The sequence below is a fragment of the Neobacillus vireti genome (assembly GCF_001026695.1).
Classification (GTDB): domain Bacteria; phylum Bacillota; class Bacilli; order Bacillales; family Cytobacillaceae; genus Neobacillus; species Neobacillus vireti.
The window spans coordinates 472,580-487,301 of record NZ_LDNB01000012.1 but is presented as its reverse complement, the minus strand read 5'-3'; the positions used below and the strand labels follow the sequence as shown (position 1 = coordinate 487,301).

Sequence of the window (14,722 nt, the reverse complement as noted above, 5' to 3'; positions counted from 1 at the left end):
TCCTTAGTACGGGATGTTGCGAACATTTTCACTTATTTTAAATTCACACTCTGTTTTATTAATAACATCCTCCAAGTTGTAAGGAGCAAACAATTCTGTTAAAAGCAGTCCTTCTGCGGTTACCTTAAAAACAGCTAAATCTGTAATAATAAGATCGACACATTCAGATGAGGTTAATGGCAATGAGCAGGAGGCAACAATTTTCGGGTTGCCGTGTTTGTCACAATGATTCATGACTACAATCACTTTTTTTGCTTTTTGGGCGAGTTCCATCGCCCCGCCCATCCCCGGAACCTTTTTCCCGGGTACAATCCAGTTGGCAAGGTCGCCATTCTGACTGACTTGAAGTGAACCGAGAATGGTAATATCGACTCTCCCTTTGCGGATCATCCCGAATGCAATCGCACTGTCACAATAGGAACCGCCGCTATTCAACGTGACAGGAAATCCCCCTGCATTGCATAGGTTTTCATCTTCTTCTCCATTAGCTGGACTTGGGCCCATTCCAGTAATACCGTTTTCAGCGTGAAACATCACCATTGTCTCTGTTGATAAATGATTAGGAACAAGTGAAGGGATGCCAATCCCAAGGTTAACAACCATTCCACTTTGAATTTCCTCAGCAGCTCTTTTGGCCATTTGATTGCGGATGTCTACTCCCATGCCCATTTCCAGTTCACTCCCTTCGATGGAATCAGATAATCAACAAACACACCCGGGGTAATGATTTCTTCAGGGTTAAGACTTCCAAGGGGACCAATTTCTTCTACCTCTGCAATCGTTATTTCTCCAGCCATCGCAACGAGCGGGTTGGTATTTCGGGCACTTTTATCGTAGATTAAATTTCCATACTCATCGGCCTTTTTCGCAAAAACAATCGAAACCTCTGCAGTTAAGGCGGTTTCAATCAGATAGTCCTTCCCGCCAAGCTGGACGCGGGGTTTTTCTTTTGAGACCAGCTCGTTGTCCATCCCGATATCAGAAAGAATAGCGGCTAAGCCCACCCCCCCGGCCCTGATTCTTTCTGCTAAGATGCCTTGCGGCGAAAACTCTACTTCAAGCTTTCCGTCATGTATCAACTGCCCTGCAATAGGGTTTGAACCAATATGCGAGGCAATCACTTTAACAGCTCTTTCTCGGCTGACTAATTTACCAATGCCGATATCCGGAAAACCCGTGTCATTACCAATCAATGTAAGCTCGCAAACACCTTTTTCAAGAATGCCATCGATAAGTGCCGGCGGCGATCCTACTCCGCCAAATCCGCCAAACATTATTGTCATCCGATTATGAAATAATTCTAAGACACGCTCCAAGGTCGTGATTTTCCCAAACGGATTATCCATTTACATGTCACCAGCCATTCCTGCGTTTATTTGGTTTGAAAAGGCTTCAAATGTTGCCGCTAATAAGTCTATAAGTTCTTCCATTTCATTCGTGGTGATTGTTAATGGAGGAGAAATAATAATTGAGTCACCATTAACACCATCAATTCCAGCCCCAGCAGGATAAACGATGAGACCTTTTTCTTTTGCAAGTGACACCATTTGTTGCGTGACCAAGGCATGCCTTGGGAATGGTGTTTTCGTAATACGGTCCTCGACGAATTCAATCCCTAGTAACAACCCTTTCCCGCGGACATCACCGACAAAGGAGTATTGGGCTATTAACTTTTCAAGCTCGTTTCTTAAGTACTCTCCCTTATTTTCTACTTCTCTCATAATCTCGTTTTTTTCTAAGTATTCAAGAACAGCGAGCGCCACGGCACATGATTGGGGGTTGGCACTTAATGTATGCCCGCTCATCACTGACTTTGATCCCGCCAAAATGGGCTCCATCACCTTTTCACTGGCAACAGCTGCCGCAATTGGTGCATAGCCTGCCCCCAGCCCTTTCCCTAAGGCAACAATATCAGGAATGATGTCCCAATGTTCTGAAGCAAGCATCGTTCCCGTTCTGCCAGAGCCTGTCATCACTTCATCAGCTATAAACAGGATGTCATGGGCGTCACAAATCTCTTTGATTGTTTTAAAATAATCTTTCGGAGGTGTAATTGCCCCGCCTGATGCACCGATAACCGGTTCAGCGATGAAGGCAGCGATTTTCTCCGCCCCGATGCGCTCAATCGCTTGATTCAACTCTCTGGCACATAAATAATTACACGTTGGCGCAGTAAGATTATAGGGGCATCGGTAGCAATAAGGCGGGTTGATCACCGGAAAGTCCTCCAGCAGCGGCACAAACCGCGCTCTTCTGCCGGTATGTCCCGACATTGAAAGCGCTCCCAAAGTAATCCCATGATAACTAACCCATCTTGATAAAACTTTCGTTTTCGTATGAATCCCCTTTTCCTGCCAATATTGAATCGCCATTTTCATCGCGGTCTCCGTTGCTTCTGATCCGCTGTTCACAAAAAAACTCCAATTGAGGTCTCCCGGTAACAAAGCCGCGATTTTTTGGGCCAGCTTTTCAGCTGCTCCACTTGTAAATTGCGAACGATATACAAACGAGACCTTTTTTGCCTGTTCCTGCATGGCTTCCATAATTTCGGCAGCACCATGACCAATATTAGCGGTGACAGCACCTGAAGCAGCATCTAAATATTTCTTGCCTTCCATATCAAATAAATAGACCCCTTTACCATAATCAATAACAGGGTAATCTTCATCAAGCATTGGTTTAATTAAATAGGACTTTTCCACAAATGAGCACCACTTTTCTTATCAAAATATGTCAGGTCTTATAGAAATTGTATGATTCATTTTTTTGTTTCTTTCATTTTATTTATTTCATCTTTTACTTATCTGCTTTAATAGTTTCTACACTATTAGTAAAAATCCCTTTTGCACTTCGGCCAAAAAATTCCATTATTCAATAAAAAAAATAATCTTTGGAGAAAAAAAGGCTGCCTTTAGAATGAATTCTAAAGACAGCCTTAGCTTTATTTATTAATAAACCCAGCTTGCACCAATGATTATCAAGAGGATAAACAGGACAACAATTAAAGCAAATCCTCCAAACCCAAATCCTACGCCGCCACCATAGCCGTATCCTCCTGCGGGATAACCGCCGCCACAGCAGCCATCAAAACCACCATATCCACCATATCCATACATTAGCCTTCACTCCTCACGAAATTGTGTCTTTTCATTCCTACATTATGAAGTAGATACTTGACCTGTATGTGCATTCGCCTATTTCCAACAAGACAATGATAATTTTGTGGTTAGATATGATGATATTTGTTTTGGAGAATTATTTTCCTTCAAACAGTTTGGTAAACTCCGGATACCCTTCCTCTTCAAGGTCTTCTTTCGCGATAAACCGTAAAGAAGCAGAATTGATGCAATAACGCAAACCATTTGGCTCAGGCCCATCATTAAATACATGACCTAAATGGGAATCTGCCGATTTACTTCTTACTTCTGTACGGATCATATGGTGGCTCGTATCGGTTTTTTCAATGACCTCTTCAGCTTGTATTGGTTTAGTGAAGCTTGGCCAGCCACAGCCGGCATCAAATTTATCCAGTGAGCTAAATAACGGTTTTCCGGAAACAAGGTCTACATAAATTCCTTCTCTCGTTTCATTCCAGTACTCATTTCGAAACGGCGGCTCCGTTCCGTTATTTTGAGTTACTTCATATTGGATTGGTGTTAATTCCTTTTTCAAATCTTTATTCTGCATTTTCATTCCCCCAGTGCCTCCCAATAAAGCCTGCACGACCTGAACCGACGTGATATGACTCATAATGGGCTTTATTTTTCTTATAGTAACCCTGATGATATTCTTCAGCAGGATAAAAAGTTTGTGCCGGAAGTATCGGCGTTACAATCGGCTTATTAAACCGCCCGCTTTCTTGTAAAGCTTGTTTTGATTCCTCAGCAAGCCTTTTTTGTGTTTCATCATGGTAAAATATTGCTGTTTGATAGGATTGCCCGCGGTCGTAAAATTGTCCGCCTGGATCTGTTGGATCAATTTGCTGCCAAAATAATTCCAACAGCTTTTCATAAGGAAAAAGTGATGGATTATAATTTATTTGGACTGCTTCATAATGCCCGGTTGTATCTGAACAAACTTGTTGGTATGTCGGGTTTTCAACTGTCCCCCCTGTATAGCCGGAAATAACGCTATTAATGCCTGGCTGTTCATCAAATGGCTTCACCATGCACCAAAAACAGCCGCCGGCAAACGTTGCTAGTTGATAATTCTTTTCCACGTTCCCACCCCTTTCAGCTTATCTAAAAGTATAACGAAAGTTTCTGCAAAAATAAAATCAACTGTCCGAAATAAGAAAAGCGCAAGCGCCTTGTTCAGCCCCGACAAGCACAAGATGAGCCGACCGAAAGGTTGCGTTTTAACCTTATAGACGGATTGCCTTATGACTTCGAAGGGCTAGGCACTGGAGCTGGACAATTCTCGAAGTCGAAATTTCTTATCTTTTAAAAGTACCTCAAATTGCATTAAATACAGTAACTTTTGGGAAAAAAACAGCCTGTTGTGTGATAGTTTATCCATTTTGGACGTCGATTTAGCGAAAAATGTAATTAGAAGAGACTCGCCCGTCTGAAAAACATGTTTTTCCCACAAGGAATTCAGTCAATTATACTCATCCAATTTTTTATTAGCGAATTTCGGGAGTTTATTAGCGAATCTAGATGGTTTATTAGCGTATCTGGACCACTTATTAGCGAATATTTCAATTTATTAGCGAATCGGATTTTAAAAGAAAAGCCAAATAAATTCTGATATTATAAAAAAACCGAGACAGCTTTATTCTGCCTCGGGATGATTCATTAACGGCTTTTCCGTTGTTTCATTTGTTTGTTTAGAGTCTTCCATTGTTTTCTTACTTCAGCTTGGGCGCGTTTATCGGCTTTCCTTTCAATAAACGCCAGCTCCTTTTGCAGCTTTGTGTAACTTACCAGCCTTTCAGCCGCAAGCTGCCCGTCATTAATGGCAGTCCTCACAGCGCAGCCTGGCTCATCAGTATGCTGGCAATCACGGAATCGGCAATTTTCCGCTAACACTTCGATCTCTGAAAAGGTTTCCGCTAATCCATCTGCACTTTCCCAAAGCTGCAATTCCCGCATCCCCGGTGTATCAATCAAGACGCATCCAATCGGCAAGAGAATGAGTTCCCGATGGGTGGTTGTGTGTCTCCCCTTATCATCTGCCTCACGAATCTCTTGGACCAATTGCTTCTCAGCACCTAATAATCGGTTCGTTAAGGTTGATTTCCCGACCCCGGAAGAACCAAGCAATGCAATTGTTTTTCCCGGCTGTAAAAATGGTTCGAGCTTTTCAAGTCCGGTAAGCGTTTCTGCGCTAATCGGAATGATCGGAACACCACCAAATGCAATGGCTTCCACTGCAGCGATTTTCTCTTCAATATTTTGACAAAGATCTGCTTTACTTAACACTAAAACAGGGTTGGCACCGCTTTCCCATGTCAGTAATAAATAACGCTCGATTCTTCTTAAATTTAAGTCTTCATTTAAGGAGTTAACGAGAAATACAGTATCCACGTTTGCTGCAATAATTTGTTCTTCGGCCGTCCCCCCTGCCGATTTTCTTGAAAACTTACTTTTTCGCGGTAATACGGTAATAATTGTACCCTTTCCTTCCTCAGCACGAGGCTTAATGGCGACCCAATCACCAACCGCTGGGAAATCTTCCCGTGATATTGCCTGAAAGCTGAACTTACCTGTTACTTCACATAATAATTCACCAAGTTCCGTCCACACTCGGTACATCTGCTTATGCTCAAGTGCCACGCGGCCAAGGATTAAATCCTCATCTCTGTTGATTTGAGCAAATTCTTTTGTTTCTATGTCAGTTAAACCAATTGATAATAAATTCATTCTTATTCCTCCAGCGAATTTTTTTGAAAAATAAAAAACCATAGGCACGCACAGCCCATGGTTTGATTCGCATAAGGAAATAAGGTAATAAAATCCTAAATAGAAAATTTACGGGCTGTGCAAACAATATTCAAATAATTGATTTTCTTCGTATTTTCAATTAACATTGCACGTCACCCGCTTTCAGACTTATTTGTAATCATTATATGTGTAAATTATCCATTTGTAAATAATAAATGGATATATTTCTAACGGGTAAGAAAAATAGACACCCACCTAATAAAACATGAATATCTTATGTTGTAAACGATTTGATAGGAGTTGCTCGTATGTCTGAAAAAAGAACCCATGCGGATTATCTTCAAAAGGCAGCCATGTATGATTTATTAGCACAGTTCTATAAATATTCAAATCCAGGCTTACACATGCATTTCTATTTAAAACACTATAAAAACATGAATAAAGCAATGGACATGATGCGTACTCATTCTCAAACCTACCAAGAAGAAGCAAAGATCCGCGTCCTTCATACCTCCCATGATGCCTCCAATGTTGATATTTATATAAATGGGAAACGGATGATCAGAGACCTGCCATTTAAAAATGTTAGTACGGATATTCCATTAAGGGCTGGTAAATACCATATTGATATATACCCCGCAGGAAACATGGTGGATAGTGTTTTAAATAAAAAAATTACCATGGAGCCGGGTAAATCCTATACACTGGCAACCATTGACCATGTCAAAAAAATGCGCCTTTTGATGTTTGAAAATCTACCCCAGGTGCCAGCAAATGAAGCCAAGGTCCGTTTCATCCACCTATCACCGGACACCCAGCCGCTTGATATTGCCGTTAAGGACAGGGATATAGTCTTTCCAAACCTTACCTATAAGCAGGCAACAGAATATTTAGCTCTAACACCGATGACCGTAGACCTCGAAGTAAGAGAAGCAGGCAGCGAGACCATTATCCTGCCTATCCCTCAGCTTCAATTCAGGGCCAATGAAAGCTGCACAATCGTATTTGTAGGGTTAACAAAAGATAAACCAGAATTTCAAATTATCAGTATTAAGGATTAATACCTTGGTTCCATTCAATCAGCATCGAAAAAATCCTACAAAAAAAGGTGCCTCAAATGACGAGGCACCTATTTTACAGGCACTAATAAAGAAAACGATATGTCATCTTTTTTCAGATCAAATTTGTTCGCTTTAATTTTAATATCACTCTTCAGCTTTAATTGCTGCATGTTTACATAGACAAGTTTGTCATTTGGTTTAATGTGTACTCCTTTTGGGAGCTTATAATTTTCATTAATAATAGTTAAAACATATGAAATCGGCAGGTTTAAACTGCCAATCGACATCGTTTTTTGCTTTAGGACCAAGTCGCCATTATTTAATGCCTCTGGTTCAAATGTTAATTTCATATTTAATTGTTCACTAAAAAACGGCAAGGTTCCGTATAGTTCCACTTCGTCCCCCAATAATACCCGATAAGCAATGGGAGAATCGGCAGCTTCCTGTTTTAGATAATGATTAATAAGCTTATTTAAATCAGATTTATTTGACTTCACATTAAATGTTACATGGTCGCCCACTGGAGCCTTCCATTTGCTGATTTCTTTATCTGCAGACGGAAACATAATCAATGATATGATAATAATAGCGGATAAAAGGTTGATTCCTAACAAGATTAGAAATCCAATCTTCCATTTATTTTTCATAAAAACTAATTCTCCTCTGTCGTCACCAGGAATGCTTTTTTCGCTAAATCAGGGATTACCCGTGCTTCCAAGGTCTCGTTTAATCTCTCGGCAATCAGTTCATAACCTTTGTCATTCGGATGGAAATTATCAGTAAACAAAAGATTTTCCTCTGTATTCAAAAACAAATCTTCAATCGGTACAAAATAGGCGTTAGGATAGTTAGCAACAACCGATTGACCAGCTTTATTCCAATCGGAAACAATCTCATCCATTTCTTTAATATCAGAAAACCATTTGGAAAACGGATTGTACAGCCCGACTAACACAATCGATGCGTGTGGGTTTTCTTGAACAATCGCCTCGAAAATTTGTATTAAATGTTGGCGGAAGGTTTCTTTTTCTTTTGTAAAAACAGGAAGCTGCAGATTGGTAAAGTTATCCTTTACTACCTTCATGATATCATTTCCGCCAATCGTAATAATGACCATGTCCGCTTTCTGTAAGTCTGCCTTCATTTCAGGTGTCTTCAGCCTTTTTAATAACTGCGTCGTTCGATTTCCCGTTATCCCATAATTAAAGAAATCCACCTGCTGGACGCCTTTTTCTTTTTCAAGCAATGTTTTTAAATATGGTAAATAACCGCCTTGATTCGTACTATCGCCGACACCTTGAGTTAAGGAATCGCCAGCAGACAGCACGGTGAAATTCCGCGGTACAAAATCAGCAGGAATCGGTTTAAAAACCTGGGTCGCTGCCTTCTTCTCCTGATGTAATGCCAACTGATCTGACTGACTGCAGGATGATAAACAAAATGTTGAGAGAATTAGAAGAGTGAAAAACCTTTTCATTTTTTATTCACCTGCCTTCTAAACTAATATTATTATAACACGACACCAATCATACAAAACAAAAATGTACTATATCATATTCTTGGATAAAAAAATAGACCCATTAATTGGTCTATTGTAATGCCTTGATATCACTGATAATTTCATCAAAAGGAACTTGTTCGTTCCCTTTATATGTTTTTTTTATGTTCCCGTCCTGATCGATTAGATAAAAATACGGTTGGTGCATGACATTACCCTCTGACACCTTTTTAACAATTGTTTTAAAGTTTTTCGGTGCATATTCTTCTATAAATTCTTGAGAATAGCCAGTTAGAAATGTCCAATTATTAAAGTCAACACCAAATTGATTGGCATAGCGGGTTAGCACTTCAGGTGTGTCTACCGTTGGATCCACACTAATGGAGACAAATTCCACATCCTTTAACCCTTCATCTTTCACCATTTTCTGTAATTTCATCAGATTGGAAGTCATCGGCGGGCATATATCTGGACAACTGGTAAAAATAAAGTTAGAAATCGTTATTTTACCCTTTAAATCTTTTAAGCCAAACGGCTTGTTATCCTGAGTGGTCGCGGAAAAATCCTTAACCGGCCAAGTAACCTCATTTTCAATTTTCTTTTGCCCACAGGCTGACACTAACAGGGTACAAATAACCAATAATAACCACAAAAACCGAAATTTCATCCTATCACCTGCATACTTTTCTTTTCTATTACGTGAATAGTCTAACAAACTTTTTAAAAAGAAGAAAGTATTCAAGCTTTAATCAATTACTCCTGTTTTTACTATCGTGTTTTGGACATGGACATCAAATTTAACATCCTTGTATTTATCTCTCCATTCCTTTTTAGTAAGCATTTTTCCGCGGTTATGTGCTATATATTCATTTCCGATCCCAATTGGATCGACTTTATTCTTTTGGAAAAAGATGAGTAACTTTTTTATTTCCTTTTCCATTTCCTTACCGACCACTTTTTCTATATACTCAATATTCGCCGGATTAGCTAGATCTAATGGCTCTGTAGCTTCTAACAACCTAGATTGGAGCTTTATTGCTACCTTAAAACGGAGATTTTTTTTATCAACCAATTTGATTTTTGTATTACTGCGAATATTATCAATATTAAGAAATAGTTTTTTGTAAACGGTCCTAAATGCATTTCCTTCTTGATTCATGATGAGCTTTTTAAATCGTGAACGGTCAAAACCCATTTCATGTGTCCCAGATTTAAATTTATCTGATAGGATTTTCAAATAAAAAATATTGTCCCCTTTTAATTCTGCCACTGTACGATCATCCTGAAAAAGAGCTACACCTGATAGAATAACATTCCCATTTTTAATCCTAAGAATCGGTAAAACTGGATCTTTTCCATGGTCATTGTAGCGATGATTAAATTCAAAAAGTGTCGGCAAAAGAAGCTGCTCACTTTCGACATTTTGTTTAATTAAATTATATAGATAGGTCCCAAGATCTATTTTTTGATTCTCTTTGTCCATATTCATAATCGTAGAAGCCTTACCATCTGTCACTGTTAAATAAACTGTATTCCCTATAGTAGGATCACGATTTAGGGCATCAACCAGTTGTACAATTCCTTTTTTCGCCAATTCCTTACTGTAAATGACACAGCGAAGCTGACCAGATACAAGCTTTTGGTCCGTTTCAAGATTCTGCTTTTGCCTTAGAGTCTTGCTCGTATTAGCTTCAACCGTAATAATCTCGGTCAAATTTTTTGCCAAAGGATCGAACTTATGGATAACCACTGTACCTCTAATATGATTTTCTTTTTCCAAATCGTATCCCACTGCCGTACTTAATCCCAACTTTTCTAATTGTTTTTTCTCGGCACACCCTGAAATCAACATGACACATGAAAAAAACGCTGCGAGCATTATCCATTTAAGCCGATTTAACATGCGATTTTTTCCTCCTTGCCAACCACTTCTTCAAGTAGACAATAATGGATAGAACGACAGGGTAACAAAAAGCCGCATAAAAACCAGCTTTTGCAACTAGATCGGTAACCATATTCATTTGATATCTGGCCTTAACGAAGAAGGATGCTCCAAAAGCCACAATTGCAATAATCCAAATCCCCATTTTTTGCGTCCTTTTTATGATTCTAGAAAATCCCTTTGATGATGCCCATAAGTAGAGACACAAATTAGGTAAAATAACGAGCATCCAAAAGGAGACGGCTATAAATTCAAATCTTTCAAGATTGGGAAGACGGACAATTTTTAACATCGATATCACTGGCCAAATGACCTTACTGAGGCCATCTTCTGCAAAAAAGACAATGGATATAAAAGTGACCAGTGTATAGGTAAACGTTGTGAAGAGATTCCCAATTTGGACATATAGAAGAGCGCGGTGTTTCTCCTTAACAAATGGATAAACAAACATGATTAATTCAAAACCCATAATCGAAAGCGATGTCCTTTGAATACCTTTTAACATGTGTTTAATGTCCACATTCATAATCGGATAAATATGTGTGAAGTCTGCATACCGCAACGGGACAAATAACACAAGGATGATCCATAAAGTCCCTATAACGGAGAGAAAAGAAACACCAACAATGACTCGAATGCCACCATGAACAGCATAAACGGCTAACAAAATTAGGATGAATGCTAGCTGCCAGGTTGGCAATTTGGGAAATATCCAAACCTGGACGATTTCGGTATAATTCATAAAAATCACGAAGAAGCAAGCTATTAAATAGATTATATAACCAAAACTGAGAAAATTACCCAGCCATTTTCCAAACACATCAACATGAATTCCATAAAAATCAGCACTGTCATACTGCCTTAACATCACGATCATGAACCACAAGATAACCGAGGTGAGAACTCCCGCAAAGAACACGACAATCCAGGCATCATGTTTCGTCTCTAAAAAGACAATTTTCGGCAGTCCCACAACCCCCACCCCTACTTGAACGGAGTGGATAATAAATATAAGTTGAAAAGCGTTAAACAGTAAACTTTCCTTCGGATGTAAATTCACTTTCATGTTTTTCGCTCCTATTCATCTACATCCTTTTTTTTCGCTTTTGGGGCTGAAAATCGTTGCACATCTATTGGGTGGTTCGTTATTGGTCGTTTCGAAAGATATTGGGTTGGCACCCGGAAGAAACTGTAGCCTAAGTCCTTCCATCTTAACGGATAGACAGGTGAAAGATAAGACCCACCCATCGTGTCCAATTTTAAGAGGTGAATGATGAAAAAACAAAAAGCAATCATGATACCGATTCCACCCAAAATTCCAGCTAAAATAATTATCGGAAAACGAACCATCCTTATCGCCGTACCCATTAAATAACTGGGAGTGGTAAAAGAGCCGAGCGCACTAAGGGCTATAATAATTATTAAGATATTGCTTGTGAACCCAGCGTCAACTGCCGCTTGTCCGATGACAATACCACCAACAATACCCATAGTTTGACCGACTTTGGTTGGCAGCCTCGCTCCTGCCTCTCGTAGGAGCTCAATAAAAAATTCAAGCAGAAGTGCCTCAAACACAGGTGGAAATGGTACATTCGCCCGAGATTGACCCAATGAAACAAGTAATGCGGATGGAATCACCTCGTAGGTTAGAACAGCTACATAAGCTGGTGTGAGGAGTACAGATAAGAAAGCTGCCAGTAACCGTAAAAATCGTAGACCAAGTCCCATATTCCAGCGCATATAAACATCTTCTGTGGATTCGAAAAAGGTAAAAAAAGGTGTTGGTCCATATAAGGCATCTGGACTCCTGTCCATTAGTACAACGACTTTTCCTCTCATTAAGGCAATTGTGACCCGATCGGGAAGCTCTGTTGTCACTAATTGCGGGAAAACGCTCCAACTATTATTTTCAATTAATTGACCAAGGACTGTAGCGCCGGCAACATGGTCAATCTCAAGTTGATTAATTTTCTCCCGAAATCCATTCACATGTTCTTCAGCTGCGATGTCTTTAATATAAATTAGCTTCACCTTGGATTTTGATCTTGTTCCAACCGTCAAATCTTCCATGCATAGGTTAGGATCTTTTATGTTGTGCCTTAAAATATTAATATTTCCAATCAGTGATTCTGTAAAAGCAATTTTCGGCCCATAAACAAGTGATTCCGTCTCAGCTTTTTCAATGCCCCTTTCAACCGTCTTACTTACATCAGCTTGTAATCCGTATGGCTGTCCTTCAACATAAATGTAAACCTTTCCTTCGATAATTCCTGTGACGACCTCATCTAATTGATTAACTGCTGACAAATCTGATATAGGCAGTATTTGAGCAATTGCTTCGCAGGTCCATTCCAATTTTGCATTCTTTTGAATCGGAGCGATAATAAACTCATCTAGACCAGGTTTATAAACTAAGCTATCCATAAAACAAAAAACCAGCTTTTGCTTATCTTTTTTTAAGGTTCTATAGGTAAGTTCTGAACCGACCTTTAATTCGCTTTTTATTTGTTCCTTAAGTTCATCGATAATGAAACTATGAGCTTTTGACGGTTCTGTCGATTTTTTTCCTAGCAACCATTTAATCATTGGCAACACCTTTGAATATTAATTTCTTTTAGGATGACCAAAAATTTTACTTTTACCAAAAAAAAGACTGGATGGTGTCAGGCACCATCCAGTCTTGATATTCTTAATCAAAATAATACATTAAGGCAAGTGCACCCGGTCCGGTATGGGTGCTGACAATTGGGCCAGTGTAGTCAATTTCAATATCCTGAAACCCAGTTACTTCATATATTGCTTCTTTTATTTTTTTTGACAGCCCATATGCTTCAGCGTGAGCAATGCCGACACCGCGAATTGTTTTCCCTTTAACATCCTCTGCGAACTGCTTCGCCATAAATTTAACAACCTGTGAATGACTGCGCACCTTCGTAACCGGTGTATATTCTGCATCTTCAAGGGAAGCAATCGGTTTGATATTTAAAAGCGAGCCGATAAAGGCCTTTCCTTTGCCGATACGCCCGCCCTTTACAAGGTTCTCTAATGTATCCACCATTATGTATAATTTTGTAGACCTGCGGATTACCTCGATATGGTCGAGAATTTCATCCATGCTTTTCCCCTGTTCGGCAAGTACAGCCGCTTCCCTTACTTGAAACGAAAGGGCTTTCGAAATAAACTTGGAATCAACCACCGTTACCTTTGTCTCGGTCATTTGCGCAGCACTTTCTGCTGAGCGTACCGTTCCACTCAATTTGCCGGTCATATGAATGGATAGGACTTCATAGCCCTCTTCCCCAAGACGGTCATAAACTTCCAGAAAGGCGCCGGTGGATGGCTGTGAGCTTTTCGGCAGTTCCTTAGAGCTGTTCATATTTTCAATAAATTCAGCTGGTTCCAATTCAACCCGGTCTAAATAGGTTTCTCCATTTATCGTTATCGCTAAAGGAACAACAATAATGCCCAGCTTTTCAGCAGCTTCTTTTGATATATCCAATGTCGAATCGGTGACAATTTTTATTCTGCTCATACATTCACATCCCTAGGAATACTGCTTAGTATTATACAGGTTTCAGCCACTGAATGAAACACAATCTATCAGTCCCTTTAATAGTCAGGCTATTCGCAATGGTAAAATAAAAAGAGTACCGGAACACCCGATACTCGAAGGGAATTATGCGTTATTCTTTAGTTCTCCAACCTTAAATAATTGCTCATAATCCGGCCACTTCATGACCTTCTTCAAGTAATCTTTAAAGGAGTAACATTTTTTCGGAAATTTCTCCCGGCAAATCGACGTCAGAAACGTCTGTAAACGGACTTGGATCATAAATTTATACTTACTATCTTCCTCCAATACAGGAATCTCCATAACCTTAACCTTCTGTCCAACATTAGTTTTGAACTCTAGGCTTTTCAATAACAAAATATCAATCCTCTTTTTCACCCGTTTGACTATATTATACACCCAACGCACCCCGAAATGTGTCAAATTATGCTTGGTTTAGGAAAACTTTTGTGAATTTTTCACATCAAAAAACAGACCACAGTCTTTGGTCTGTCCTAGTCAAATGATTTAAATAAATAAGGGCTCATCTGCGGATCAGATTTCGGGTTAAATTGGGCATCACAGTTTTTGATTAAATACAATTGTGGTTTAATTCGTTTGCTGGACTCAGCATCATGGGGTCTTTCATGGGTGAGGTCATTGCTGCAGGTTGGGCAGGTCCATTTGTCTGAAATACTGCTGCTGAAGGATGGTTGATGGCATTTGGGGCAGGTCTTTTTGTACATCATTATCAGCTCCCGTTTATTGTATTTCTTTAAAAATTTA

At 39.5% G+C, this 14,722-nt stretch carries 17 protein-coding genes; 1 reads left to right on the top strand and 16 read right to left on the bottom strand.

Features of this window, described 5'->3' with window-relative positions; all coding sequences use genetic code 11:
- Positions 1-3: 3 nt before the first annotated feature.
- From AA980_RS15470 to rsgA, 7 genes are all read right to left on the bottom strand, one after another.
- Positions 4-669 (bottom strand): 3-oxoacid CoA-transferase subunit B, encoded by a 666-nt coding sequence (locus AA980_RS15470; RefSeq protein WP_024028673.1) that lies wholly within the window; start codon positions 667-669, stop codon positions 4-6.
- Positions 654-1,346 carry a 3-oxoacid CoA-transferase subunit A gene (locus AA980_RS15465; RefSeq protein WP_024028674.1) on the bottom strand — a complete coding sequence of 231 codons (693 nt, stop codon included), beginning with the start codon at positions 1,344-1,346 and terminating at the stop codon, positions 654-656. Before AA980_RS15465 ends, AA980_RS15470 begins: the two co-directional genes overlap by 16 nt.
- Positions 1,347-2,702 (bottom strand): aspartate aminotransferase family protein, encoded by a 1,356-nt coding sequence (locus tag AA980_RS15460; RefSeq protein ID WP_024028675.1) that lies wholly within the window; start codon positions 2,700-2,702, stop codon positions 1,347-1,349.
- 246 nt (positions 2,703-2,948) lie between these two features.
- Positions 2,949-3,116: a YjcZ family sporulation protein gene (locus AA980_RS28160; RefSeq protein ID WP_024028676.1), complete on the bottom strand. Its 168-nt coding sequence runs from the start codon at positions 3,114-3,116 to the stop codon at positions 2,949-2,951.
- Between the two features lie 139 nt (positions 3,117-3,255).
- Positions 3,256-3,687 carry a peptide-methionine (R)-S-oxide reductase MsrB gene (gene msrB, locus AA980_RS15455; protein WP_152681156.1) on the bottom strand — a complete coding sequence of 144 codons (432 nt, stop codon included), beginning with the start codon at positions 3,685-3,687 and terminating at the stop codon, positions 3,256-3,258.
- Positions 3,677-4,219, bottom strand: a complete 543-nt coding sequence (gene msrA, locus AA980_RS15450) for a peptide-methionine (S)-S-oxide reductase MsrA (RefSeq protein WP_024028678.1) — start codon at positions 4,217-4,219, stop codon at positions 3,677-3,679. The genes msrB and msrA overlap by 11 nt, the downstream gene beginning before the upstream one ends.
- A gap of 577 nt (positions 4,220-4,796) precedes the next feature.
- Entirely contained in the window at positions 4,797-5,864 is a 1,068-nt protein-coding gene (gene rsgA / locus AA980_RS15445; RefSeq protein WP_024028679.1) for a ribosome small subunit-dependent GTPase A, read from the bottom strand.
- A gap of 329 nt (positions 5,865-6,193) precedes the next feature.
- On the opposite strand from rsgA, the gene AA980_RS15440 reads away from it, so the two are divergent.
- A complete protein-coding gene (locus AA980_RS15440) occupies positions 6,194-6,946 on the top strand; it encodes a DUF4397 domain-containing protein (RefSeq protein ID WP_024028680.1) in 753 nt (250 codons plus the stop codon).
- Between the two features lie 68 nt (positions 6,947-7,014).
- Here the strand turns inward: AA980_RS15440 and AA980_RS15435 are convergent, their stop codons facing one another.
- From AA980_RS15435 to AA980_RS26975, 9 genes are all read right to left on the bottom strand, one after another.
- Positions 7,015-7,593, bottom strand: a complete 579-nt coding sequence (locus tag AA980_RS15435) for a YpmS family protein (protein WP_024028681.1) — start codon at positions 7,591-7,593, stop codon at positions 7,015-7,017.
- A 5-nt stretch (positions 7,594-7,598) separates the two neighbouring features.
- Positions 7,599-8,423, bottom strand: coding sequence for an SGNH/GDSL hydrolase family protein (locus AA980_RS15430; RefSeq protein WP_024028682.1), 825 nt, complete (start codon positions 8,421-8,423; stop codon positions 7,599-7,601).
- 112 nt (positions 8,424-8,535) lie between these two features.
- Positions 8,536-9,111, bottom strand: coding sequence for an SCO family protein (locus AA980_RS15425; protein WP_034724129.1), 576 nt, complete (start codon positions 9,109-9,111; stop codon positions 8,536-8,538).
- A 78-nt stretch (positions 9,112-9,189) separates the two neighbouring features.
- Positions 9,190-10,347 (bottom strand): Ger(x)C family spore germination protein, encoded by a 1,158-nt coding sequence (locus AA980_RS15420; RefSeq protein ID WP_024028684.1) that lies wholly within the window; start codon positions 10,345-10,347, stop codon positions 9,190-9,192.
- Positions 10,331-11,452 (bottom strand): GerAB/ArcD/ProY family transporter, encoded by a 1,122-nt coding sequence (locus AA980_RS15415; protein WP_024028685.1) that lies wholly within the window; start codon positions 11,450-11,452, stop codon positions 10,331-10,333. The genes AA980_RS15420 and AA980_RS15415 overlap by 17 nt, the downstream gene beginning before the upstream one ends.
- Positions 11,453-11,463: 11 nt before the next feature.
- A complete protein-coding gene (locus tag AA980_RS15410; RefSeq protein WP_024028686.1) occupies positions 11,464-12,972 on the bottom strand; it encodes a spore germination protein in 1,509 nt (502 codons plus the stop codon).
- 103 nt (positions 12,973-13,075) lie between these two features.
- Positions 13,076-13,918, bottom strand: coding sequence for a DegV family protein (locus AA980_RS15405; RefSeq protein ID WP_024028687.1), 843 nt, complete (start codon positions 13,916-13,918; stop codon positions 13,076-13,078).
- A gap of 144 nt (positions 13,919-14,062) precedes the next feature.
- Positions 14,063-14,314 (bottom strand): DUF2535 family protein, encoded by a 252-nt coding sequence (locus tag AA980_RS15400; RefSeq protein WP_024028688.1) that lies wholly within the window; start codon positions 14,312-14,314, stop codon positions 14,063-14,065.
- Positions 14,315-14,451: 137 nt separating this feature from the next.
- Positions 14,452-14,685 (bottom strand): hypothetical protein, encoded by a 234-nt coding sequence (locus AA980_RS26975; protein ID WP_156351185.1) that lies wholly within the window; start codon positions 14,683-14,685, stop codon positions 14,452-14,454.
- Between the last annotated feature and the right edge of the window lie 37 nt (positions 14,686-14,722).